This window comes from Bacterioplanoides pacificum, assembly GCF_042648445.1.
GTDB classification, from domain to species: Bacteria; Pseudomonadota; Gammaproteobacteria; order Pseudomonadales; family Oceanobacteraceae; genus Bacterioplanoides; species Bacterioplanoides pacificum.
In genome coordinates, this window is record NZ_JBHRYB010000001.1 from 404,316 (window position 1) to 426,471 (window position 22,156).

The window sequence follows — 22,156 nt, forward strand, 5'->3', positions numbered from 1 at the left end:
GAAAGGTCATTACTATTAAGTCAGTGGCTGTTAGGGCTGTGTTGGGCAGAATAATAATGAAATGGCCATTGGCCGGAGTGTCTATGAATCCTGCAAGGCGTTTGACTGCAGCGGTGTGTATTTATCTGGTTGGTATTGTTGTGGTATCGGCCATCAGTTATCTGCTTGAGCGGCAGCGTTACCTGGAAGATATCGATGCCCGCCTGTATGCCGCTGCCAGCAATTTACCGAGCCTGTTAGCGCCAGACTTTCATGATGTCGCCCGCACTTCAGAAGCCATCTCTCCTGCGCAGGACCGCTTGAATCAGGAATTGCTGAACAGCCACGCAAGAAGTGCTGATATGACCTATATCTACAGTTACGTCATGGTCGGCGATATGATTTATTTCACCAGCTGCAACTACACCGAGGAAGACGTCGCCAACGATCAGATTGTCACCTACTGGACCAGTTATCCGGAAGGAGCGCAGAAATACTTCGATGCCATGGATGCGGATGAACCCGTATATGTGACGGCCGGAGATCGCTGGGGGTTATTCCGTACCATCCTGTTGCCGCTGAAGTCACCGTCCGGGCTGCCATACGTGGCGGCGGCCGATATGGATATTACTGTGATCGAGCAGGCACTGATTGATGACATGTTGTATGTCCTCGGTCTCAGTTTATTGCTGGCATTTATTGTGGCGCCGCTGGTCTGGGCTTATCACAAAACCTACTCTGAAATGAACGCTGAACTCCACAGCCTGAACGATCAACTGAAGCAGGATATCGAACAAGCCAGAGTGCTCGAAAATGAACTGAAACTCGCCAATCATCAGGCGCAGGAAGCCAGCCAGGTAAAAAGCCAGTTTTTATCCAACATGAGCCATGAATTAAGAACGCCGATTAACGGTATTTTAGGCACCAACGAGTTGCTGCTGGAAACCCGCCTGGATGACGAACAATATGAATTTGTGCAGCTGTCTCATCAGAGTGCTCATTTATTACTGGATACGGTGAATCAGATTCTGGATACCGCAGCCATTGAAGCCAATGGCATGGTGCTGCATTCACAGGTTGTTGATACCGAGCAATTCTTTGATGAACTGGTCAAAATGTTCAGCGCCCAGGTGGCGAGCCAGCAACTCGATCTGACTCTGCATCTGCAGCCGGGTTTTCCGGCGCGACTGGAATTTGATCCGGTACGTCTGCGTCAGGTGTTTATTAACCTGATTGCCAACGCCCTTAAATTCACCCGAGATGGTGGTGTGGCTGTTAACGTTGGCTGGCATCACGGCGTGTTAACGGCAACGGTGAGTGATACCGGGATCGGTATTCCGGCGGATGCGCAGCGGGATATTTTTACTATTTTTCATCAGGCCGATAACTCTTCCACACGTCAACACGATGGCAACGGCCTGGGATTATCGATTGCGCTTAAAATCTGTGAGCTGATGGACGGCGAACTGCGGCTGGAGCGTTCTGATTCGTCAGGCTCGGTGTTCCGTTTTCAGGTGCATAGCCAGGCGGCTGACCCGGCGTTGTTAGCTGAGCTGACAGCAGCCAGCCCGGCAACGGTGGCTTATATCAGCTCGTCGGCATTGCTGCAGCAGTGGCTGGCTGAGGAAAGCGGCGGCCGCTATCAGCTACTTCCCGCCAGCGCAGGGCAGCTGCCTGAGTCTGCTCGTTATCTGTTGGTGGATGGCGCAGATACTGCCATTGACTGGCCGGCACTGGTGGCGCAGTGCCAGCAACAGAACTGTGTGCTGGTGGCTTTGTTGTATGCCGGTCAGCACCTGCCCGCAGATATCGAGGCTGCGCTTCGGGTGATTCGTAAACCACTCACCCGGGTGCAGCTGCGGGAGGTGCTGGTTTAACCTGCCCGGCCGGGGGCTCACTTCAGCACGGCAATATCCAAATACTCCGGTACCTCGGCGTGCCAGCCGAGTTTGTCCTGCAGATGCAGGCGCATACAATCGGCGGCCGACGCTTCGCCGTGGGTAATAAATACCTTTTTCGGCTTACCCGGCAGCTGTTTCAGCCAATGAATAATTTCCTCATAGTCACCGTGGCTCGACAGCGCGGTCAGATTATGGACCTCGGCTTTGACCGGATAATAATTACCGTGAATTTTGACTTTATCGGCACCGTGGGTCAGTGCATCTCCCCGTGTCCCGGCAGCCTGATAGCCAAGGAATAAAATACTGTTTTTGGCATCCGTCACCAGGCTTTTCAGGTGATGTAATACCCGCCCGCCGCTGGCCATGCCGCTGGCGGAAATAATAATCGACGGGTATTTACGATTGTTCAGTTCAATCGACTCTTCCACGGTTTTAACGTAATGGGTCATGGCGTCGATTTGTTTGCAGTCGGCCTCATCGAGTTTATGCAGGTCGTGCAGGTTATAAAAAATTTCCGTCGCTTTAATGGCCATCGGGCTGTTGAGATACACCGGCAGATGAGGAATACGGTTTTCTTCACGCAGCTTCTGCAGCAGGTGCAGCACCATTTGTGCCCGGCCTACGGCAAATGATGGCATCAGCACGATACCACCACGCTGAGCGGTGCGGTTGACGATACCGGCAATCACCTGTTCGGCATCCAGCTCTTCATGGCGGCGGTCGCCGTAAGTGGATTCCACCACCAGATAATCGGTGGCGGGCAGTGGTTCTGGCGGGTACATCACCACGTCGTCCTGGCGTCCGACATCACCACTGAAGGTGATACTGGTGCCCTGATATTCAAGACGAATGGCACTGGCCCCCAGAATATGACCGACCGGGATAAATTCCGCCGTCATACCACCGGGTAATTCCAGAATCTGACGAAACGGCAGCGATTTAAACTGCTTCAGTACTTTGCGGGCATCCGCTTCGGTGTACAGCGGTTCGGCCGGCTGATGTTTGGAAAAATGTTTGTGATTGGCGTACTTGGCGTCTTCTTCCTGCAGGAAACCAGCGTCCGGCAGTAACACTTTGCACAGGGCTTTGGTGGCATCGGAACAATGAATCGGGCCGTGGTAACCACGTTTCATCAGTGCCGGCAAATAACCCGAATGATCAATATGAGCATGGGTTAATAACACGGCGTCGAGTTCGCTGGGCTGGAATGGCAGGTCTGCCCAGTTACGGCGGCGCACGTTTTTAATGCCCTGGAACAGACCGCAATCGATCATGATTTTATAGCGATCGTATTTCACCAGATATTTGGAGCCGGTGACGGTACCGGTTGCGCCAATAAACTGAACCTGAAAAGGGGCTTGCATAATATCTCTCCTGAAAATCCGGCGTATTGCTGCGTGTGTTCATGACAGATTAGTCAGTTTACTCTGCTATCTCGTTGATTTACGGCAAGGCAAGTGAAAAACAGCCTTCATACACTGTGTTGAGTTAAGCAGAGTCAGTAGTTATGGAACAGAATTGCGATTTTCTTAAGCTGCGGCGACTGGGGGTCGATACCCACCAGGAGCCTGTAGTGTATATGCGTCAGGATTGTCATGTGGCGATCGCTGAGGGGTTTACCGCTCAGTCACGGGTGGAAGTGTGTACCGAAGGGCATTCCACCATTGCCAGTCTGGCGTTGGTCAGTAATGACTTACTGTCGCACCAGGAGGCGGCAGTATCCGAAGCGGCCTGGCGGTTATTGGGTGAACCGCAGGACGGCGAGCGGTTATCTTTCCGCCACGCCCGGGCAGTCGATTCTATGTCGTTTGTACGTGGCAAGTTATACGGCGAACGTTTTACTCAACAAACCGCCAGCGCAGTGATCCGCGATATTAAGGCCGGACGTTACAGTGATATTCAGTTATCGGCGTTTGTGACCGCTTGTGCCGGCGACCGCCTCAATCTGGAGGAAACCATCGCCCTGACCGAAGCCATGGTGGCCAGTGGTCAGCGTTTTGACTGGGGCAGCGACAACATTCTCGATAAACATTGTGTGGGTGGGTTACCGGGTAACCGCACCACTCCCATAGTCACAGCCATTGTTGCGGCCAACGGTCTGACCATGCCAAAAACGTCCAGCCGGGCAATTACCTCTCCGGCGGGCACGGCCGATACCATGGAAACCATGACCAGAGTGCAGCTGGAATTTGAGCAGATGCGTCGTGTGGTGGAGCAGCAGGGGGCCTGCCTGGCCTGGGGTGGCTCGGTTTCGCTCAGTCCCACCGACGATATCGTGATCCGGGTTGAGCGGGCGCTGGATCTCGACAGTGAAGGCCAGCTGGTGGCGTCGGTCATTTCGAAAAAAGTCGCCGCCGGTGCCCGTCAGGTGCTGATCGATATCCCGGTCGGGCCAACCGCTAAAGTACGCTCTGCTGATAAAGCCCGGCGGCTGCAACAATTACTGGAAAACACCGGTGCCGCACTGGGATTACAGGTACGCACCCTGGTCACCGATGGCAGCCAGCCGATAGGCCGCGGTATTGGTCCGGCGCTGGAGGCCCGGGATGTGTTGCAGGTGTTAATGAACGACAGTCAGGCACCGCAGGATCTGCGCGAAAAATCCTTGTGCCTGGCGGCGGAAATGCTGGAAATGTCAGCCTCTGCAGCGCCTGGAGATGGTCTGGCAATGGCCCGTGAAACCCTGGACAGCGGCCGTGCAATGGCTAAATTCCGGGCTATCTGTGAGGCACAGGGTGGCTTTAAGCAACCGCAAATGGCACCTCACAGCCATACCATTTGTGCCGAAAAACACGGTGTGGTGGCGTATTTTAATAATCGCTTTATCGCCCGGCTGGCGTCGCTGGCCGGCGCGCCAACCGCACCGGCGGCGGGTATGGATGTTCATGTCCGGCTGGGCGACAACGTTCAGGCGGGGTCGCCATTATTTACCCTGTATGCCCAGGCTCCGGGGGAGCTGGCGTATGCACTGGAATTTTTAGACGGACACACCGATGTGATCCGCATTGAAGAGGAAACAGTCTGATGTTGATTTTATGTATGGATGGTCACCAGCAGCTGGCTGAATCCTTAGCCCGCTCGCTGGCGGCGGATATTCTGCCGCTGGAAAGCCGCCATTTTCCCGATGGCGAACACTACTTTAATCTGCCGGCGGATGTGGCAGGCCAGGATGTGGTGGTGTTGTGTCACTTACATCAGCCGAACGATAAAGCGTTGGGATTATTGTTTATGGCATCTCATCTGAAAGAGATGGGAGCGGCCCGGGTTGGCCTGGTGGCGCCGTACCTGGCTTATATGCGTCAGGATATCCGTTTTCAGCCCGGCGAATGTTTAACGTCGAAATATTTTGCCCGGTTGATCAGTGAACATTTTGATTACCTGGTCACTATTGATCCGCATTTGCATCGTTATCACCATCTCAATGAAATTTATTCCATTCCCACTCGTACCCTGCACGCCACCGCGATTATTGGTGAATACCTGCAGCAGCTGGGCCAGCAGAATCCGCAGCAGCCATTGCTGATTGTCGGGCCGGATGAAGAAAGTGAGCAGTGGGCCAGTACCGTGGCCGAGGCCGCTCAGTGTGATCATCTGGTGTTACGTAAAACCCGCTCCGGTGATCGTGACGTGGCGATTCATATCCCTGATGTGGAGCGTTATCAGCAGCACCTGCCGGTGATGGTCGACGATATTATTTCCACCGGTCGTACTATGTTGCGCACCGCCGAGGAACTGCAGAAACAAGGGCTGAATGCGCCCTTGTGTATTGGTGTCCATGCGGTGTTTGCCGATGGCGCCGAAGCCGAAATGCGGCGTGGCCCGATTGCCGATATCCGCACCTGTAACTGCATCCCGCACAGCACCAACCAGATTGATATCAGTTACCTGATGACGCCGGCGATTCTGGAGCTGATCCTCGAATGTGAGTCAGAAACCCAGGAGTATGCGTTATGAGTCTGAGCCTGATTTATATGCAGCAGCGTGAGCGTTTCCAGCAACAGGAAATTGATGCGCAGGCGCGTCAGCATCGTGAGTTTGACCCTGAATTCGCTCGCTGGGCCGAGGGTGTGGGCATGGTAAAACACCAGAGTGCCACTCAGCTGCAGGTGTATGAACTGGCAACGGCGCTGGAGGAAGCCGGTACCATCAGTAACAAGGCGGAGTGTTATCAGAAACTCGCGGCCCTGGATGTGCTGACCAATCAGGCGATGTGGCTGGTGGTGCATATGACTTATGCCAAACACGTGTTTCTGGATGGCCGAGAACTGAGCCCGCTGGATTTTAAACGCGACCCTCAGGGCCATACCGGTGGTTCGTTAAATATGGTGCCGGCGTATGCGGCTTATATGGCGATCAACAGCCTCACCGGTATTCATCGCGACTGGCTGATGGGCCAGGGGCACTGTGTGGCGGCGGTTGATGCGCTGCAGTTGTTAACCGGCACCGCTCTGGCGGAACGTCAGCAACAATACCCGCTGAACGATGACGGTCTGAGCCGGTTTGTGCAGGATTTTTACAATTACCGTGTACGCCCCGACGGTAAGCCACTATCGCCGCTGGGTTCCCACGTAAACCCGAATACCGCCGGTGCCCGTATCGAAGGTGGCTACCTGGGTTTTGCCGGGCTGCAATATGTCCATGTGCCGAAACCGGGTGAGCGGCTGGTGGCGTTTTTAAGTGACGGTGCGTTTGAAGAGCAGCGTGGCAGCGACTGGGCGGCACGCTGGTGGCGGGCGAAGGATTCCGGCCTGGTCAGCCCGGTGATGATTGCTAACGGCCGGCGCATTGATCAGCGCACCACCGTCGCCCAGCAAGGCGGCAGTGACTGGTTTATCGATCATCTGAAACATCAGGGATTTGCGCCGTTTGTGATTGACGGGCGCGACCCGGCGGCATTTGTATGTGCCATTTATTTTATGGAGCAACACCTGCAACACGCCGGTGAAGCAGCAGACAGTGGCGATGCCGGTTACCCGGTGCCGATGCCGTATTGTATTGCCGAAACGGTTAAAGGTTATGGTTTCCCCGGCGCCGGCACCAATGCTGCTCATGGCCTGCCATTGGGCAGTAACCCGCGTCGCGATAACGACGCGCTGAGCTTTTTCCATCGCGGTAGCCGGGCGTTATGGCAACCGGAAGCGGACTGGAAACAGGCTGCACAACGTCTGTCTCAGCCCCAGGCACCGTCGTTACCCATCGCTGTGACAATTAACCGTCAGGACCCGGGCTGGTTGCACGATGCCATTGCGCCGATGGCGGCTGTGGATAATTATTTTGTTGATCTGGTGGAGGTGAACCCTCACTTACGGGTACGGGTTGGTAATCCGGATGAGTTGCGCTCCAACCGCATGAATCAGACGCTGGATCTGTTACAGCACAGAGTCACCGACCCGGAAAACGGAGTGGCCGAAGCCATCGACGGTAAAGTCATCACAGCGCTCAACGAAGAAGCGGTGGTGAGTGCGTGTTTAGCCAATCAGAGTGGCTTAAATCTGGTGGTATCTTATGAGGCGTTTGCCACCAAGATGTTGGGAGCCATTCGTCAGGCGATTATTTTTTCACGCCACCAGAAAGAAGGGGGAGAGCCGGCACCCTGGCTAGGCTTGCCGGTTATTTCTACCTCTCATGTGTGGGAAAACGGTAAAAATGAACAAAGCCATCAGGACCCCAGCCTGGCAGAAAGCCTGATGGCTGAGATGACTGATGTTTCGCGGGTGGTGTTCCCGGCCGATGGCAACAGCGCCATGGCCTGCCTGAAAGCCTGTTATGGTGATCTGGGCGTGATCTGGAACTTAGTGGTGCCGAAGTCGGTGATGGCCACGGTATTTGACGCCCGCCAGGCTGAAGCACTGGTACAGGACGGCGCCATTTGTGTGCGTGGCCATTGTGGCTCAGAGCTGCAGCTGGTGGCCTGTGGTGCTTTCCAGTTACAGCAGGCGTTAAAAGCCAGCGACCGGCTGAAAGAGAAAGGGGTGGCGCATTCGTTAATCTACCTGCTGGAGCCGGGTCGTTTCCGCACCCCGCGTGATGGTTACGAAGCCGAGATGCAGGCCTCTGAGTCGGTGATGGAAGCGTTATTCCCGGCGCGGGTGCAGCAACGGGTACTGCTGACTCATACCCGCCCGGAAGTGTTATTGGGCCATGCGCGGATGCTGGATCTGGGGCCACAACGTTGTGTGGCACTGGGTTATGTTAATCAGGGCGGCACTCTGGATGCCGAAGGTTTGTTGTTCGCTAATCGTTGTACCTGGGCGGATGCCCTGGCTGCACTGGCGCGGCTGGCGGATGTTGAGCCGACAGCGTGGCTGAGCGCGGAAGAGTGGGCGGCGATTCAGGGGCAGGGAGACCCGTATCAGGTGATTAAACATCCGTATCCGCCTGAGGACGGCTGAACTTTTTGCCACAGCGCTTGCGGCACAAAAAACAGCCATCAAAAAAGGCTTACCGTATCAACCGGTAAGCCTTTTTTATTGGCTGCAGACGGTGGGGGCTGAATCTATTTGACGGCAATGCCAACCGGCAGTTGTTCGAACCAGTCGAGGAATTCCGTGACAAACGGTGGTTTAAACAGCCGCCCGTGTTGCGGCGCCATGATATCGATCTCCAGATTACGCGCGCGGCGCACCCAATCAAGTTTGGCGTCGTCGGACGGCATCCAGCGCTGGTGGAACTTTTTCATTTTAGGAGCGTGATTGGCCATATTGTCGACCCATAACGGCGCTTCCACCGACTCCAGTGCCGCACCGACGTCACCACTCATCAGAATTCGCGCTTTCGGGTCGTACACATGGAAATTACCCGACGAATGCAGGTAATGCGCCGGGAAAAACTGCAGCTGAATTTTATTCAGGGTGATGGTCATACCTTCATCCGGGATGGCGCAATATTCAATCCGTTCCATGCCGAAATGGCGGATAAAACTTTCCCATAGCCAGGGAGAATACAGTTTGGCGTTCGGTAAGGCCTGATCCCATAACCCCAGCGAGGAAATAATATCCGGGTCCTGATGCGAGGCGAATAAATGAGTAATTTGTTCTGCCGGCACAAACTTCAGTACTGCCGATAACATGGGAGCAAATAACTCGATGCCACCCGGGTCGAGCAGAATCGTCTGGTTGCCGCTCTGAATCATGTATTGGTTGGTGTCGATGATGCCATCGGCTTTGTCCGGGTCGCGCCCGAACATAATCCAGCGATGATCTCCGTCTTCATAAATGGTGGTGGCTAACATGGTTGATTTCCTTAACGTGGTTCGTCGCTGTGGGTTAAGACGTTAATGCTGCACGGCGTCAGCGTTGGCTCAGCAGGCTGCGGGCTTTACTCAGGTGGGCGCGGATTTTATCGGCGGTATCTGTAATATTATTAGCAATCACTTCCAGCTGGCTGCGGAACTCTTCCGCTGATGACGCTTCTACCTTGCTGGAAGTGGCAATCAGGTTGGCAGTACGGATGTGTTTATCGCCTTCTTCCAGCTGTTGTTCTAACTCCCGCAGGCCGCGTTGTAATGCGCCGGATAACGTCTCCCGTTGTTCAAAACACACCTTCATGGCGGCGCTCAGTGATTCCTGATGTTCACTGCCCTGTTGCGAGATCCAGTAGAACTTCTCTGATGCTGTGCTGGTGCGCCATAACGACACCGCCTGTTGCGATAACTTTTCTGACACGCCGTTGATGTATTGCGACTGGCGGATAATATCGCTCGCCAGTTCGTCGATAAAATGGGTGATGGCTTTAAAACCGACGGTTTTAGAGCCGGCCCGGACAGCCAGTGCGCGGGCATTTTTGGCCGTCAGAGCCAGTCCTTTGGCCTCCAGCATGGCCTGGTGTAATTCGGCGGCAATGCTGGCGGCGGTAACAAAAATCGGCGTGCGCATAGGGTGTTCCTGGCATTTTGATAAGTGTGGCAACTGCCGTTCAGTATAGAAGTCTTTTTACGACTTGCTGGCTGGCAGCTCGGTGCCAGCGGCGTGGCTTTTCAGCCAGCCCCGCACCCGGCGTTGCAATTGCTGGCTGTACTGATCCGGTTGTGGCGTATCGAGCTGCAGCTGCTGATATTGCTGCCGCTGTTTACGCCGCATGGCGCCGGCGCGACGCTCCGTTGCGGTGGCGCTGGTGATACGCTGGCGGGTAATCACATCCAGTACCGGAATCCGCAGTTGCTGCAGCTGGTCATCGAGGTAGAGCGGGTTATTCCGGTTTTGCCGGGCATCCACCATCACCAGTGCAAAGCCCTGCAGTTCACCGTCAGTTTGTTTTTGCTGCTGCCGGTTAAGCAGATAATCAACTGCCCAGGAAGCGCTGTTGCCGTTGGCAATGATCACCCGATTGAGCTGGCCGCGACTGGTCAGATAGGCCATTGCGGCATTCACCCGGGCACGCATCTGCTGCTGATAACGCTGTGCGGCATCCGGACCCTTGTCGGTAGCCGTCTCGTCCTCCGCTGGCTGATTTTGTTGCTGCACGGGTGGCAGGCTGTCGAGTGCCGGCAGCGGTGGTTCTGCCGGATTGTTGGCTTGATTTTCATCCGGGTCATTGCTGAGACTGATGCCGTTGCTGTCCAGCGCTACCGGGTTGTCCTGATCGTCTTGGGGGTCATCGCTGGTGTCACTGTTATCCGCTTGCTGTTCGCTGTCGCCCTGATCGATCTGCGCTGTCTGCTGTTGTTCCGGTTCGGCGGTGGTGTGGTAATCGCCGCGCGGTGGTAACTCCCCGGCTGGCTGCTGCGGCAGCTCAATGGCCAGCGTGTTCCAGCCGTAGCGGGGCAGGTACTCGCGTAGCGGAGCGGTGACCGTGGGCCAGTGGCCGTGCTGTCCGTTGTCATGCAACAGCAGAATTCCCCCCTGCGGCGAGGAGTTGGTGTGCGGCAAATACAGGCCGTTAAAGGCATCTTCAGCGGCTAATAATTGCACGACTTCGCGGTCGCGCTGATACAGGCTGAGATGTTCCAGTACGCCGCGATGGCGCTGAGCCTCGGTTTGAGGAGTGACCCGGGCGCTGATGTCCGCTTGTGGTTCGCTAGCGCCGGCAGACGGCTCGTTGTCCGCTGGCGCCTCGTTTGCCGGGGTGCTGGCCTGGTTGTCGGGCTCATCTTCGGCCAGCAGAGATGACGCCGGCAGCAGCAACAGGGGGAACAGCCAGCATAAGGATAAACGGGGCATAACGCGGGTTTCCACAGGTGACATAAATTCAACACACGTCAGTCAGCAGCAAAAACCGTACCCGTCGCCGGAGATGCAAAGCCGGAGCGCAGACCGTACAATGCCCGCAACCTGAATTAGCTTGTGAATGGTATGTCCATGAAAGATTGTTTGATTGCCCCGTCGATTCTGTCCGCTGACTTCGCCCGCCTGGGAGAAGAAGTCGACAATGTACTGGCTGCCGGAGCCGATGTGGTTCACTTTGACGTGATGGATAACCACTATGTTCCCAACCTGACGATTGGCCCTATGGTGTGTAAAGCGCTGCGCGATCACGGCGTGACCGCGCCGATTGATGTACACCTGATGGTCAGTCCGGTGGATCGTATTATCGGTGATTTTATCGACGCCGGTGCCAGCTATATTACCTTCCACCCGGAAGCGTCCGACCATATCGACCGTAGCCTGCAATTGATTAAATCAGCCGGCTTAAAAGCGGGTCTGGTATTTAATCCGGCGACGCCACTGCATTATATGGACTATGTGATGGACAAGCTGGACGTGGTATTGCTGATGTCGGTTAACCCCGGTTTTGGTGGCCAGTCGTTTATTCCGGGCACGCTGGATAAACTGCGTGAAGCACGGGCTAAAATTGATGCCTCCGGTTACGACATCCGGCTGGAAATTGACGGTGGGGTGAAAGCTGACAACATCGGTGAAATCCGCGCAGCCGGTGCGGACATGTTTGTTGCCGGTTCGGCCATTTTTAATGCTCCGGATTACAAAACCGTGATCGATCAGATGCGGGCAGAAATTGCTGCGGCAGAACAGGCCTGATGCCATGAACTGGAGTGCCGCGGTCACTGAGTTATTTGCCGGGCAAGCCCCGGAGCTGCTGTTGTTCGATCTCGACGGCACCCTGATCGACAGTGTGCCGGATCTGGCTGCAGCCATCGATCAGATGCTGAAACACTTCGGCAGAGAACCGGCCGGTGTGACAAACGTCAGCCACTGGGTTGGCAACGGCGCCGACCAGCTGATTCGCCGGGCGTTAACCGCTGGTGATGAAGATGCGGCCAATGCCTTAGCGGCCAGTGAAGTTGAACCCTGGCGGCAGGTGTTTGACGATGCTTATCTGTCGGCCTTACATCGTGCCACCGGGGTGTATCCCGGTGTGCAGGCACTACTTGATCAGCTGTCGTTACCGGCGGTACTGATCACCAATAAACCGCGGTTATTTACCCTGCCGTTACTGCAATCACTGGGGTGGCAGGAGCATTTTGCCGGCGTTATTTGTGGTGACGATCTGGCGGAAAAGAAACCGTCGGCTTTGCCGTTATTACACGCCTGCGAACAGCAGCGGTGTGCGCCTCAGGCGGCGCTGATGATTGGTGACTCGCGTAACGATATCGCCGCGGCGAAGGCCGCCGCTGTTGCCAGTGTGGCAGTGAGTTATGGTTATAACCACGGCGAAGATATTGCCCTGAGCCAACCGGACCTGCTACTGGATAATCTGCTGGAGTTACTGGCATGAAACTAAGAGTACTGGCTCTGGTCATCTGTTGCAGCGGGATCAGCAGCAAGCTGTTCGCCGAAATACATCCCTATGGTGGTATTGCGCTGGGGCTAGGGATTCAGAAAATCGGTGGCGCTGAGGATAAAGCGACCGTCAGCCAGTTATTAAAAGCCGAATCCGGCGTGCAACTGACATCCTTTTTAACGACCAGCGTCAATATTTATGGCTGGCGTGCAGCCAGCAATGACACTAATAATGACGATGAAAATCAGCCGGTGCGGTTCGAAGGCATCAGTGGTGGCTGGGATATGGAATTAAAATTACCGCTCGGCTCGGGCGTAACACCGGCTGGCCCGTACCTGCGTTATGGCGGTCATTGCTGGGCTGCCAGTATGACCGGCCTGGCACAACCCTGGTCGAAAAGTGGTTGCAGCGATTTATCGGCCGTTGGTTTTACCATGCCCGGTGATCACCGCCGGCTGGGGCGGGGCACCTTTTATTTTGAATTTTCTCATACCCGGTTTGATGACGTGACATCGCGCAGCATTAATGCCGGTATCCGTTCGTTATTTTAATTGCCGGACTTTTCATGCTTGAACTCAGCATTTCTTATTTAGCGGTTTTTTCTCTGTTATTAGCCAGTAGTTCCGCCGCGTTGACCGCTTTGCTGGTGAACCGTAAAAAACAGCAGCTGCAAAATGAGCTGCAACGGCTGCAGCCACTGACAACAGAGCTGCAGCACCAGCAACAGGCTGCACAACAACACACTCAGCAGTTGCAACAACAACTGCAGCAGCAACAGCTCGACAGCACCCGCTGGCAGGAGCGGGCCGAAGCCTTGCAGCGTCAGCAGGACACACTGCAGCAGGAATATCAGCAGGTGCAGCAACAACTGGAACAGCAACGCCAGCAAACCCAGCAGCTGCAAACTCAGGTCGCGACCGAACAACAGGCGCGCCAGCAACAGCAACAACATGACGAAGAGAAACTGCGCCTGCTGGAAGACAATAAAACCCAGCTGGTAAAAGAGTTTGAGTTGTTATCGCAAAAGATACTGGATGAAAAATCGCGCCAGCTGAATGAGCAGCAAAAACAACAAAACGAACACAATAAACAAGGCCTGGATGCGTTGCTGGCACCGTTTAAGCAACAACTGGAAGGGCTGCATAAAAAAGTCGAAGACGTACATCTGCACGACGCCAAAGACCGTGCATCTTTGCGGGCGCAAATCGGTGAATTACACAAACTGAATCAACAGATGAGTTCCGAGGCTCAGGCGTTAACCACCGCATTACGTGGTGAACAAAAAGTGCAGGGTAACTGGGGCGAAATGGTACTGGAAACGGTACTGGAGCGTTCAGGGTTACGTATCGGTGAGGAGTACGTGCGTGAACAGAGCCACAACGACGACAGTGGCCAGCGGTATCGCCCGGATGTGATTATTAACCTGCCCGAAGGCAAACACATCATCGTTGACTCCAAGGTGTCGCTGAGTGCCTACACCGATGCCATTAACGCCGACAGCGATGAGCAACGCCTGGCGGCGTTAAAACGCCACGTTGATTCGGTGCGGAGTCATATCAAAAGCCTGAGCGAAAAAGCCTATCAGCAGCTGGAAGGACTGAACTCACCGGACTTTGTGTTTTTGTTTATGCCGGTAGAACCCGCTTTTATGGCGGCCTTCCAGCAGGACGAACAGTTGTTTAACGACGCTTTCGAACGCCGCATTGTGGTGGTCACCCCCACCACTCTGTTGGCAACCTTACGTACGGTCGCCAGTTTGTGGGCCATTGAACGGCGTAACCGCAACACGGAAAAAATCGCCGATCAGGCACGGCTGGTGTACGAAAAGGTGGCCAGCCTGGTGGACTATCTGGAGAAGCTGGGGAAACAGCTGAATACGGTGCAGGGGACCTATGACGACGCCTGGAAATCACTGAAACAGGGGCGTGGTAACCTGCTCAGCCGGGCCGACAACTTTCAGAAACTGGGGGTGCGGGTGAAAAAAGAGCTGGCCCGTACTCTGGTGGAAGAGGCCAATGCCGAACACGAACTGCATGAAGCGCTGGCCTCCGAGCCGACGGCAGCAGACAGCCCGGAAAGCAGCGAGAGCAAACGCTTATCTCAGCAGGAGATTGAGCTGTAATACGCTGTGTTGCTGTCAGTAAATCCCAGCGCCCCGGTCAACTATTTGCTGGCTGCCGGATGTGCTTATGTTAGAATCGCGCCAGCTTTGTTTTACTTACAACATTAAGAGAGATCCCTATGGATATTATGGAAACCATTAAAGACCAGGTCGAAAACAACGATATCCTGCTGTACATGAAAGGTTCTCCGAACCAGCCAATGTGTGGCTTCTCAGCACAAACCGTGCAGGCGGTGATGGAATGTGGTCAGAAGTTCGCTTACGTGGATGTTCTGTCTAACCCGGAGATCCGTGCCAATCTGCCAAAATACGCTAACTGGCCAACCTTCCCACAGCTGTGGGTAAAAGGTGAGTTGGTCGGCGGTTGCGACATCATCACCGAGATGCACCAGAAAGGTGAACTGAAGCCAATGCTGGAAGAAGCGGCGCCGGCTGAATAACAGCGGTTTTTTGTGGGAGGGAACCTTGTCCCCGAATAATCATTAGATTTATATCGCGAACAGGGTTCGCTCCTACAGCACATTCACTTCCACGTTTTTTTGTGGGAGTGGACCTTGTCCCCGAATAATCATTAAGATTGATATCGCGAACAGGGTTCGCTCCTACAGCACATTCACTTCCACGTTTTTTTGTGGGAGTGGACCTTGTCCCCGAATAATCATTAAGATTGATATCGCGAACAGGGTTTGCTTCCACAGAACATTCATACCCACCGTGTTTTGTGGGAGGGGACCTTGTCCCCGAATAATCATTAAGATTGATATCGCGAACAGGGTTTGCTTTCACAGAACATTCATACCCACCGTGTTTTGTGGGAGGGGACCTTGTCCCCGAATAATCATTAAGATTTATATCGCGAACAGGGTTCGCTTCCGCAGCATATTCACTCCCACATTTTTTTGTGGGAGGGGACCTTGTCCCCGAATAATCATTAAGATTGATATCGCGAACAGGGTTCGCTCCCGCAGCATATTCACTCCCACATTTTTTTGTGGGAGGGGACCCTGCCCCTGAATAATCATTAAGATTGATATCGCGAACAGGGTTCGCTCCCACAGCATATTCACTCCCACATTTTTTTGTGGGAGGGGACCCTGCCTCTGAATAATCATTAAGATTTATATCGCGAACAGGGTTCACTCCCACAGCACATTCGTACCCACCGTGTTTTGTGGGAGGGGACCTTGTCCCCGAATAATCATTAATATTGATATCGCGAACGGGGTTCGCTCCTACAGAACATTCACTTCCACGCTTTTTTGTGGGAGGGGACCTTGTCCCCGAATAATCATTAGATTTATATCGCGAACAGGGTTTGCTTCCACAGAACATTCATACCCACCGTGTTTTGTGGGAGGGGACCTTGTCCCCGAATAATCATTAAGATTGATATCGCGAACAGGGTTTGCTCCTACAGAACATTCGTACTGTAGTGGCATAATACTTTGCTGCGGACAAGCAGCCGAAACTTTTATCCCAGATTGCGAGCGTTGAGCCATAGTTGCAGCGCAGACCACCGATTGCGTGGTGTTGCTGGTGCTGCGCCGGGCTGATGAGCAGATAAGCCAATGGATATCAGTGGGCGACATAAAATAGCAACGCTGCGATCAGTGAGCGGTATTCTAACCGCAAATGTACTTAATACTGAATCTCACTTGTGTTTAAATGCCTGTCAATTTTTTGCTTGCCGATTTTGCGGAGAATGCTGTGTCTGTATCTCGTTTCCCACTGCTGCCTTTGGCATTGGCCATTGCTTCTGCGGCGTCTTACGCGGCTGACGATCAGGTCGAACTCGATAACGTTTATATCACAGGGGGTGAAGATCAGGTCAGGACGCAGCCAGGGTCAGCGACGCTGATCGATGACATCGCGCTGGAAGAGTTTGAATACACGGATATCAACCGTATTCTCAATGCCGTTCCCGGCGTTAATCTGCAGCAGGAAGACGGTTATGGTCTGCGCCCGAATATCGGTTTACGTGGCACATCGCCGGAGCGCAGCAAAAAAATCACTTTAATGGAAGACGGCGTCCTGGCGGGCCCCTCGCCCTATTCCGCCCCTGCCGCTTATTATTTCCCCAATGTGTCACGCATGAGTGCGGTTGAGGTATTTAAAGGTCCGGCCACGATTCAGTATGGTCCGGCGACGATTGGCGGGGCGGTGAATCTGGTCAGCCGGCCAATTCCGTTTATCGCCTCTGGTGAGCTGGATGTGCAATACGGCAGCGATAACTTTCAGCGTTATGAAAGCTGGTATGGTGCAGAGCGTGGCCAGTTTGGTTATCTGATTGAAGGTTTACGCGTCAGCGCTGATGGCTTTAAAGATCTCGATGGTGCCGCTGATGGCAGTACCGGTTTTGAACGTAACGACATTAATACCAAGCTGAGCTGGGAATCACTCGGCCGCATCAGCCAGCGCTTCCAGCTGAAACTGGGGTATGCCGATGAAACGTCGGATGAAACGTATCTGGGACTGAGCCGCGCCGACTTTGATGCCGACCCTTACCGCCGTTATGCGGCCAGTCAGTTGGACAATATGGAATGGCAACACAGCACGATTCACCTGAATCACCTGCTGACGCTGGCCAGTGGCGCCAGCCTGACTACGGATGTTTATCGCCATGATTTTCACCGTGACTGGTTTAAGGTCAATAAATTTGCCGGTGGTAAAACCCTGCAGGAAGTATTGCTGGATCCAACCGGCGTGAATGCCGACTTCTACCAGGTGATCAGTGGCAATCAGGCGTCGGTGAATAACGATGAACAACTGCTGATCGGCAGTAATGACCGTACCTACGTATCTCAGGGAATTCAGACCCGCTTCAACAGTGATATTGAGCTGGCCGGCCTGATCAATCAGCTGGAAGTCGGTCTGCGTTATCATCAGGACTCGGTTGAGCGTGACCAGTCGGAACAGAACTATGCCATGCTGGCCGGCGGCGAGCTGCAGGCTGTTGCGGGTACTCTGTTTACCACGACCCTCAACGAAGACGAAGCCAAAGCGCTGGCGCTCTACATCAAAGATGATATTCAGCTCGACACGACCCGGATCACCCTGGGACTGCGCCATGAAACGATCGAATCCGAGCGCATTAATTATAATCCTAACACCGGTGTGAAGCTTAATAAGCAGGAAATGACACAAACCGTTACCTTGCCGGGTATTGGTGTTTTTACCCAGCTGAACGCTGAGTTTGGTGTGCTGGCCGGGGTTCACAAAGGGTTTACTGCAGCAACACCGGGTGGCAGTGGCGACGTTCAACCGGAAGAAAGCACCAATTACGAAGTGGGTGGGCGCTATTTTTCTGCGTCTGGCAATCAGGCGGAAGTGATTGTGTTCCTCAATGACTATACCCAGTTCAGCGGCACCTGTTCGTTCCAGAATGGCTGCAGCAACGACCAGGTTGGTAATCAGGCAAATGCGGGCAGCGCTCAGGTAGCAGGGCTGGAAGCCAGCTGGAAAAGTGAACATCAGATTGCCAATGTAACGCTGCCCCTGGCGTTAACTTATACCTTCAGCCAGGGTGAATTTGGTGAAGCTTTTGAAGACACCAGTGGTGCCTTTGGTGAAAAAGGCCTACAGATCGAACAGGGTTATGAAATCGGCTACCTGCCGGAGCACCGTCTGAATATTCAGACCGGTATCCGTCATGATGCCTGGCGTATCAATTTGTCGGCGCTGTATCAGAGCGAAATGCGTAACGTGCCAGGAAAAGGTGCCATTGCTGAGGCCGATCGGATTGATGCCCACACGGTATTTGATGTGTCGTCGGCGTATCATGTCAGCCAGCAACTGCAGTTCTACGGCACGGTAGATAACCTGCTGGATGAACAATATGTCGTTTCAGCCAAACCCTACGGTTTCCGTCCGGGCAAGCCACGGTCGCTGAATGTCGGGGTTAAGCTGAAATTCTGACAGGCAACCAGCCTGAGCGGCCCAACGATAAGCCCCGCCAGTGAGCGGGGCTTTTTGTTTGTATCAGTTATTCTAGCTCCCACGCTCTGCGTGGTAGATATGTTCTAGCTCCCACGCTCTGCGTGGTAGCCAGACGTTCAGATATGACTACCACGCAGAGCGTGGGAGCCAGACGTTCAGACATGACTACCACGCAGAGCGTGGGAGCCAGATGTTCAGACATGACTACCACGCGGAGCGTGGGAGCCAGACGCAGATATGACTACCACGCAGAGCGTGGGAGCCAGACGTTCAGATATGACTACCACGCAGAGCGTGGGAGCCAGACGTTCAGACATGACTACCACGCAGAGCGTGGGAGCCAGACGTTCAGACATGACTACCACGCAGAGCGTGGGAGCCAGACGCTGTGCTTCAAGCTTAAGTGAACAGCATTGCGCCAGTGAGCGGCGCTTTTTGTTTGTATTGGTTAGTAGTTATAAAAAACAATAAGAAAAGTCTAAAAAGGTATAAAAGAAATTCTGAGGCGTGCCGTTACAAAGGATGTAACGAACTAAGTTGAGCCCCGCATCGTGGGCAATAGCCACCACCGGTGGCAAAGGAGACGAAGCTATGCCTCAAATTATTAACACCAACATTGCCTCGATTAACGCCCAGCGTAACCTGGACAAATCGCAGTCTGCGAACCAAACCGCACTGCAACGTTTGTCGTCTGGTCTGCGTATCAACAGCGCAAAAGACGATGCGGCGGGTCTGGCAATTTCGACACGTTTCACTTCTCAGATCAAAGGCCTGAACGTGGCTGTGCGTAACGCCGGTGACGGTATCGCGCTGGCACAAACTGCCGAAGGTGCTCTGGGTTCCATTAATGAAAACCTGCAGCGTATCCGTGAGCTGTCGGTACAGTCCGCTAACGCAACCAACTCTGATGTTGACCGCGATGCACTGCAGGCTGAGGTTGATCAGCTGGTGGCTGAGATCTCCCGTACCGCAGAAGAAACTGACTTCAACGGCCGTAAGCTGTTAGACGGTTCTTTCTCTGCTACTTTCCAGATCGGTGCCAACGCCGGTCAGACGCTGGATGTTTCCATTGCTGAGCTGACTGCAGACAAACTGGGTTCTTCTTCCCAGGCCGGTGTGTCAGCACAGGGCACCAGCGAAAAATTAAGCAACGGCGATTTAGTGATTAACGGCGAAGGCATTCGTGCTTCGGTTGCCGGCGATGACGAGCTGTCGTTCACCGATAAAGAAAAAAGCGCCATCGCTAAAGTGGCTGCAATAAATGACGTGGCCGATGTTACCGGCGTTACCGCAACGGTTGATGCAAACGTGGTCGTTGGTGCGGATATGGACTCTGCAGGAGATGCCAGTGGTGGTACCACGGTTACACTGAATGGCGTTGCCATTGAAATTCAGGGTACCGATAACACCAGTGAAGCAGCCAAAGCCGGTACCCGGGGCTCTGTAATTGCAGCGATTAACGCCAAAGCGGAACAGACCGGTGTCACGGCCTCTGACGGTGGTAAAGACGGCGGTGTTATTTTGACCGCAGCGGATGGTCGTAATATCACCATTGATGGTGCAGCTACTAATCTGGCCGATTATGGCCTGGCTGATGCCGATACCGGTGTTAATACAGCAGAGACTCATTATGCCGGTTTCACTCTGACCGCTCAGAATGCCAATACGGACATTGTGATTAGCGGTGGTAACGATACTGGTAACGGTAATATCGAAAACTCCGGTCTGGCGGCAGGTACGTATTCAGCGCAGACAGCGTCCAGCAGTACCACCAAGCAAGAAGTCGGTGGCACAGCAGGTGTTACTACAGTATCAACCACTGCACAAACGGATGTATTGGCTGAAGCTGAAGCAACGGCCGCTGGAATTACAATTGATGTGACTGTGACTGGTGCGGCTACCCAAGCGGATCTGCAGGCAGCATTTGATGCAGCAGGCTATGATGACATTACGGTTGGCGGTAACACGCAAGAGGATGTGGCGATTGCCGCTAATGCGGCGAAAGCCTCTGAAAAACGGTTGGATTCTGGTGATTTAACCATCAACGGCGTGTCGATTCAGGCTTCGACCTCCCTTGATGATACTGCATCTGACACTACTGCAGGTTCATCTGATGCGGCAGCTTCAGGGATTGCGATTGCAGCAGCGATTAATAAATCAACTGAAGACACTGGTGTTACGGCAGAGGCCAACGCAACGGAAGTTGTAGGTGGCTCTAAGACTGATCTTCTCAACGCTGGTGCTCTGCGTTTTGGGGCTACCGCCGGTGCGGTTACTGCAGGTGAAAGTATCCGTCTGACTATCAATAATGTCGCAGTCGATATCACTGAAACCGGAGATTATGAGAAAAACAAAGCCAATGCGATTGCGGCAATTAACGAAGTCAGCGGTCAGACTGGTGTGGTTGCCAGCGACAATGGCGAGTCCCTTACCTTAACGGCTGCTGATGGTCGTAACATCTCATTGTTTGCGGACTCCGCAACTGCGAGTGAATCTGTTACTGATTTGGGTACCGATATTCGGAACTTTGGCCTGGGCACTGATAGCGTTGGTGTGGATAGTGGTGCGACCACCGTTGATGCATACAGCTACGCTTCTGGTGCAAAGACAACTTACTCAACGGTTACTTTATCGTCAGCCAGTGCTTATGAAGTGGGCATCGGTACTAATGGTACAACGGGTCTGGAAGACTCTGGCTTTAAAGCCGGTGTTTACGGCGGCGGTGAAGACGGCCAGGCACTGACTGATATCGATATCTCTACCTTCGAAGGTGCGCAGGATGCGCTGGTGGCCGTGGACAACGCCATTGCTCAGGTTGCCAGCCAGCGTGCGGATCTGGGTGCGGTGCAGAACCGGATGGAATCCACCGTCAGTAACCTGCAGATCACCTCAGAAAACCTGAACTCAGCGAACTCGCGGATTCAGGATGCCGACTTCGCAGCGGAAACTGCTGAGTTGCAGCGTACTAACGTACTGCAGCAGGCAGGTATCTCGGTACTGGCTCAGGCCAATGCGGCGGGTCAGCAGGTTCTGTCCCTGCTGGGATAAGTTCTCCGGAACTTATTTCTCCGGTTACTGAAAAGTAACCGGAGAGCATAACCCAGACATGCGAGGTGAGTTATGAATGAGATAAAAGCCACAATGACCGACAGAGTGCAGCTGGTTGCTGCCGGCAATAAGCCGTCTGTCCAGGCTGATTCGACTTCATCCGCAGCAGTTCAGGCTTATAAAGCCGGGCAGGTAGATGAGAGCGGCAAAGGTTTGCCAGCCATGAGTGACAAGGTTGCCGAAGTGAGTAAAGAACAGGTGAAAGATGCTGTTTCTAAACTGAATGACTACGTGCAATCCACTGAACGCACTCTCGACTTCCAGCTGGATGAAGACAGCGGTCGTACTGTGATTAAGGTGTTTGATAAGGAGTCGTCCGAGTTGATCCGTCAGATCCCTGATGAGTTAGCCCTGACACTGGCGCAGAAATTGAATGATGAGGAGCCATCGTTATTATTCAGCGCTCAGGTATGACGGAGACCACCTCAGCAAC

At 53.8% G+C, this 22,156-nt stretch carries 16 protein-coding genes; 12 read left to right on the forward strand and 4 right to left on the reverse strand.

The window, feature by feature from the left end; all coding sequences use genetic code 11:
• Positions 1–83: 83 nt before the first annotated feature.
• Positions 84–1,856, forward strand: a complete 1,773-nt coding sequence (locus ACFOMG_RS01870) for a sensor histidine kinase (RefSeq protein ID WP_376864404.1) — start codon at positions 84–86, stop codon at positions 1,854–1,856.
• 17 nt (positions 1,857–1,873) lie between these two features.
• On the opposite strand, the gene ACFOMG_RS01875 is transcribed toward ACFOMG_RS01870, so the two are convergent.
• Positions 1,874–3,244 (reverse strand): MBL fold metallo-hydrolase, encoded by a 1,371-nt coding sequence (locus ACFOMG_RS01875; RefSeq protein ID WP_376864405.1) that lies wholly within the window; start codon positions 3,242–3,244, stop codon positions 1,874–1,876.
• Positions 3,245–3,387: 143 nt separating this feature from the next.
• Here ACFOMG_RS01875 and ACFOMG_RS01880 point away from each other — a divergent pair, with 143 nt between their 5' ends.
• The 3 genes from ACFOMG_RS01880 to ACFOMG_RS01890 are packed head-to-tail and all read left to right on the forward strand — an operon-like array spanning position 3,388 to position 8,272.
• Positions 3,388–4,905 (forward strand): thymidine phosphorylase family protein, encoded by a 1,518-nt coding sequence (locus tag ACFOMG_RS01880; RefSeq protein ID WP_376864406.1) that lies wholly within the window; start codon positions 3,388–3,390, stop codon positions 4,903–4,905.
• Positions 4,905–5,834 (forward strand): ribose-phosphate diphosphokinase, encoded by a 930-nt coding sequence (locus tag ACFOMG_RS01885; protein WP_376864407.1) that lies wholly within the window; start codon positions 4,905–4,907, stop codon positions 5,832–5,834. The genes ACFOMG_RS01880 and ACFOMG_RS01885 overlap by 1 nt, the downstream gene beginning before the upstream one ends.
• Positions 5,831–8,272 (forward strand): phosphoketolase family protein, encoded by a 2,442-nt coding sequence (locus tag ACFOMG_RS01890; protein ID WP_376864408.1) that lies wholly within the window; start codon positions 5,831–5,833, stop codon positions 8,270–8,272. Before ACFOMG_RS01885 ends, ACFOMG_RS01890 begins: the two co-directional genes overlap by 4 nt.
• A 104-nt stretch (positions 8,273–8,376) precedes the next feature.
• Here ACFOMG_RS01890 and ACFOMG_RS01895 read toward each other — a convergent pair whose 3' ends face one another.
• Genes ACFOMG_RS01895 through ACFOMG_RS01905 form a run of 3 tightly spaced genes read right to left on the reverse strand, consistent with a single transcriptional unit; the run spans position 8,377 to position 11,038 of the window.
• Positions 8,377–9,111 (reverse strand): MBL fold metallo-hydrolase, encoded by a 735-nt coding sequence (locus tag ACFOMG_RS01895; protein WP_376864409.1) that lies wholly within the window; start codon positions 9,109–9,111, stop codon positions 8,377–8,379.
• 58 nt (positions 9,112–9,169) lie between these two features.
• Positions 9,170–9,754, reverse strand: a complete 585-nt coding sequence (locus ACFOMG_RS01900; protein WP_376864410.1) for a hypothetical protein — start codon at positions 9,752–9,754, stop codon at positions 9,170–9,172.
• Positions 9,755–9,811: 57 nt separating this feature from the next.
• Complete coding sequence (locus tag ACFOMG_RS01905) at positions 9,812–11,038, reverse strand: DUF3530 family protein (protein WP_376864411.1); 1,227 nt, start codon at positions 11,036–11,038, stop codon at positions 9,812–9,814.
• Between the two features lie 132 nt (positions 11,039–11,170).
• Between ACFOMG_RS01905 and rpe the strand changes: the two genes are divergently transcribed.
• From rpe to ACFOMG_RS01945, 8 genes are all read left to right on the forward strand, one after another.
• Positions 11,171–11,854 (forward strand): ribulose-phosphate 3-epimerase, encoded by a 684-nt coding sequence (rpe, locus tag ACFOMG_RS01910; protein WP_376864797.1) that lies wholly within the window; start codon positions 11,171–11,173, stop codon positions 11,852–11,854.
• A gap of 4 nt (positions 11,855–11,858) precedes the next feature.
• Positions 11,859–12,551, forward strand: a complete 693-nt coding sequence (locus tag ACFOMG_RS01915) for a phosphoglycolate phosphatase (RefSeq protein WP_376864412.1) — start codon at positions 11,859–11,861, stop codon at positions 12,549–12,551.
• Positions 12,548–13,108, forward strand: coding sequence for a hypothetical protein (locus ACFOMG_RS01920; protein WP_376864413.1), 561 nt, complete (start codon positions 12,548–12,550; stop codon positions 13,106–13,108). The genes ACFOMG_RS01915 and ACFOMG_RS01920 overlap by 4 nt, the downstream gene beginning before the upstream one ends.
• Positions 13,109–13,122: 14 nt before the next feature.
• Entirely contained in the window at positions 13,123–14,679 is a 1,557-nt protein-coding gene (locus ACFOMG_RS01925) for a DNA recombination protein RmuC (RefSeq protein WP_376864414.1), read from the forward strand.
• Positions 14,680–14,798: 119 nt separating this feature from the next.
• Positions 14,799–15,119 (forward strand): Grx4 family monothiol glutaredoxin, encoded by a 321-nt coding sequence (gene grxD, locus ACFOMG_RS01930; RefSeq protein ID WP_376864415.1) that lies wholly within the window; start codon positions 14,799–14,801, stop codon positions 15,117–15,119.
• Positions 15,120–16,386: 1,267 nt separating this feature from the next.
• On the forward strand, positions 16,387–18,594 hold the full coding sequence (locus ACFOMG_RS01935; RefSeq protein WP_376864416.1) for a TonB-dependent receptor family protein: 2,208 nt from the start codon (positions 16,387–16,389) through the stop codon (positions 18,592–18,594).
• Between the two features lie 612 nt (positions 18,595–19,206).
• A complete protein-coding gene (locus ACFOMG_RS01940; RefSeq protein ID WP_376864417.1) occupies positions 19,207–21,663 on the forward strand; it encodes a flagellin N-terminal helical domain-containing protein in 2,457 nt (818 codons plus the stop codon).
• 72 nt (positions 21,664–21,735) lie between these two features.
• Complete coding sequence (locus ACFOMG_RS01945) at positions 21,736–22,137, forward strand: flagellar protein FlaG (protein WP_376864418.1); 402 nt, start codon at positions 21,736–21,738, stop codon at positions 22,135–22,137.
• The last annotated feature ends 19 nt before the right edge of the window (positions 22,138–22,156 follow it).

Excerpts from the sequence above, each read along its gene's own strand:
- ACFOMG_RS01870 (WP_376864404.1), top strand. The coding sequence starts at position 84 with ATGAATCCTGCAAGGCGTTTGACTGCAGCGGTGTGTATTTATCTGGTT.
- ACFOMG_RS01875 (WP_376864405.1), bottom strand. The coding sequence starts at position 3,244 with ATGCAAGCCCCTTTTCAGGTTCAGTTTATTGGCGCAACCGGTACCGTC.
- ACFOMG_RS01880 (WP_376864406.1), top strand. The coding sequence starts at position 3,388 with ATGGAACAGAATTGCGATTTTCTTAAGCTGCGGCGACTGGGGGTCGAT.
- ACFOMG_RS01885 (WP_376864407.1), top strand. The coding sequence starts at position 4,905 with ATGTTGATTTTATGTATGGATGGTCACCAGCAGCTGGCTGAATCCTTA.
- ACFOMG_RS01890 (WP_376864408.1), top strand. The coding sequence starts at position 5,831 with ATGAGTCTGAGCCTGATTTATATGCAGCAGCGTGAGCGTTTCCAGCAA.
- ACFOMG_RS01895 (WP_376864409.1), bottom strand. The coding sequence starts at position 9,111 with ATGTTAGCCACCACCATTTATGAAGACGGAGATCATCGCTGGATTATG.
- ACFOMG_RS01900 (WP_376864410.1), bottom strand. The coding sequence starts at position 9,754 with ATGCGCACGCCGATTTTTGTTACCGCCGCCAGCATTGCCGCCGAATTA.
- ACFOMG_RS01905 (WP_376864411.1), bottom strand. The coding sequence starts at position 11,038 with ATGCCCCGTTTATCCTTATGCTGGCTGTTCCCCCTGTTGCTGCTGCCG.
- rpe (WP_376864797.1), top strand. The coding sequence starts at position 11,171 with ATGTCCATGAAAGATTGTTTGATTGCCCCGTCGATTCTGTCCGCTGAC.
- ACFOMG_RS01915 (WP_376864412.1), top strand. The coding sequence starts at position 11,859 with ATGAACTGGAGTGCCGCGGTCACTGAGTTATTTGCCGGGCAAGCCCCG.
- ACFOMG_RS01920 (WP_376864413.1), top strand. The coding sequence starts at position 12,548 with ATGAAACTAAGAGTACTGGCTCTGGTCATCTGTTGCAGCGGGATCAGC.
- ACFOMG_RS01925 (WP_376864414.1), top strand. The coding sequence starts at position 13,123 with ATGCTTGAACTCAGCATTTCTTATTTAGCGGTTTTTTCTCTGTTATTA.
- grxD (WP_376864415.1), top strand. The coding sequence starts at position 14,799 with ATGGATATTATGGAAACCATTAAAGACCAGGTCGAAAACAACGATATC.
- ACFOMG_RS01940 (WP_376864417.1), top strand. The coding sequence starts at position 19,207 with ATGCCTCAAATTATTAACACCAACATTGCCTCGATTAACGCCCAGCGT.
- ACFOMG_RS01945 (WP_376864418.1), top strand. The coding sequence starts at position 21,736 with ATGAATGAGATAAAAGCCACAATGACCGACAGAGTGCAGCTGGTTGCT.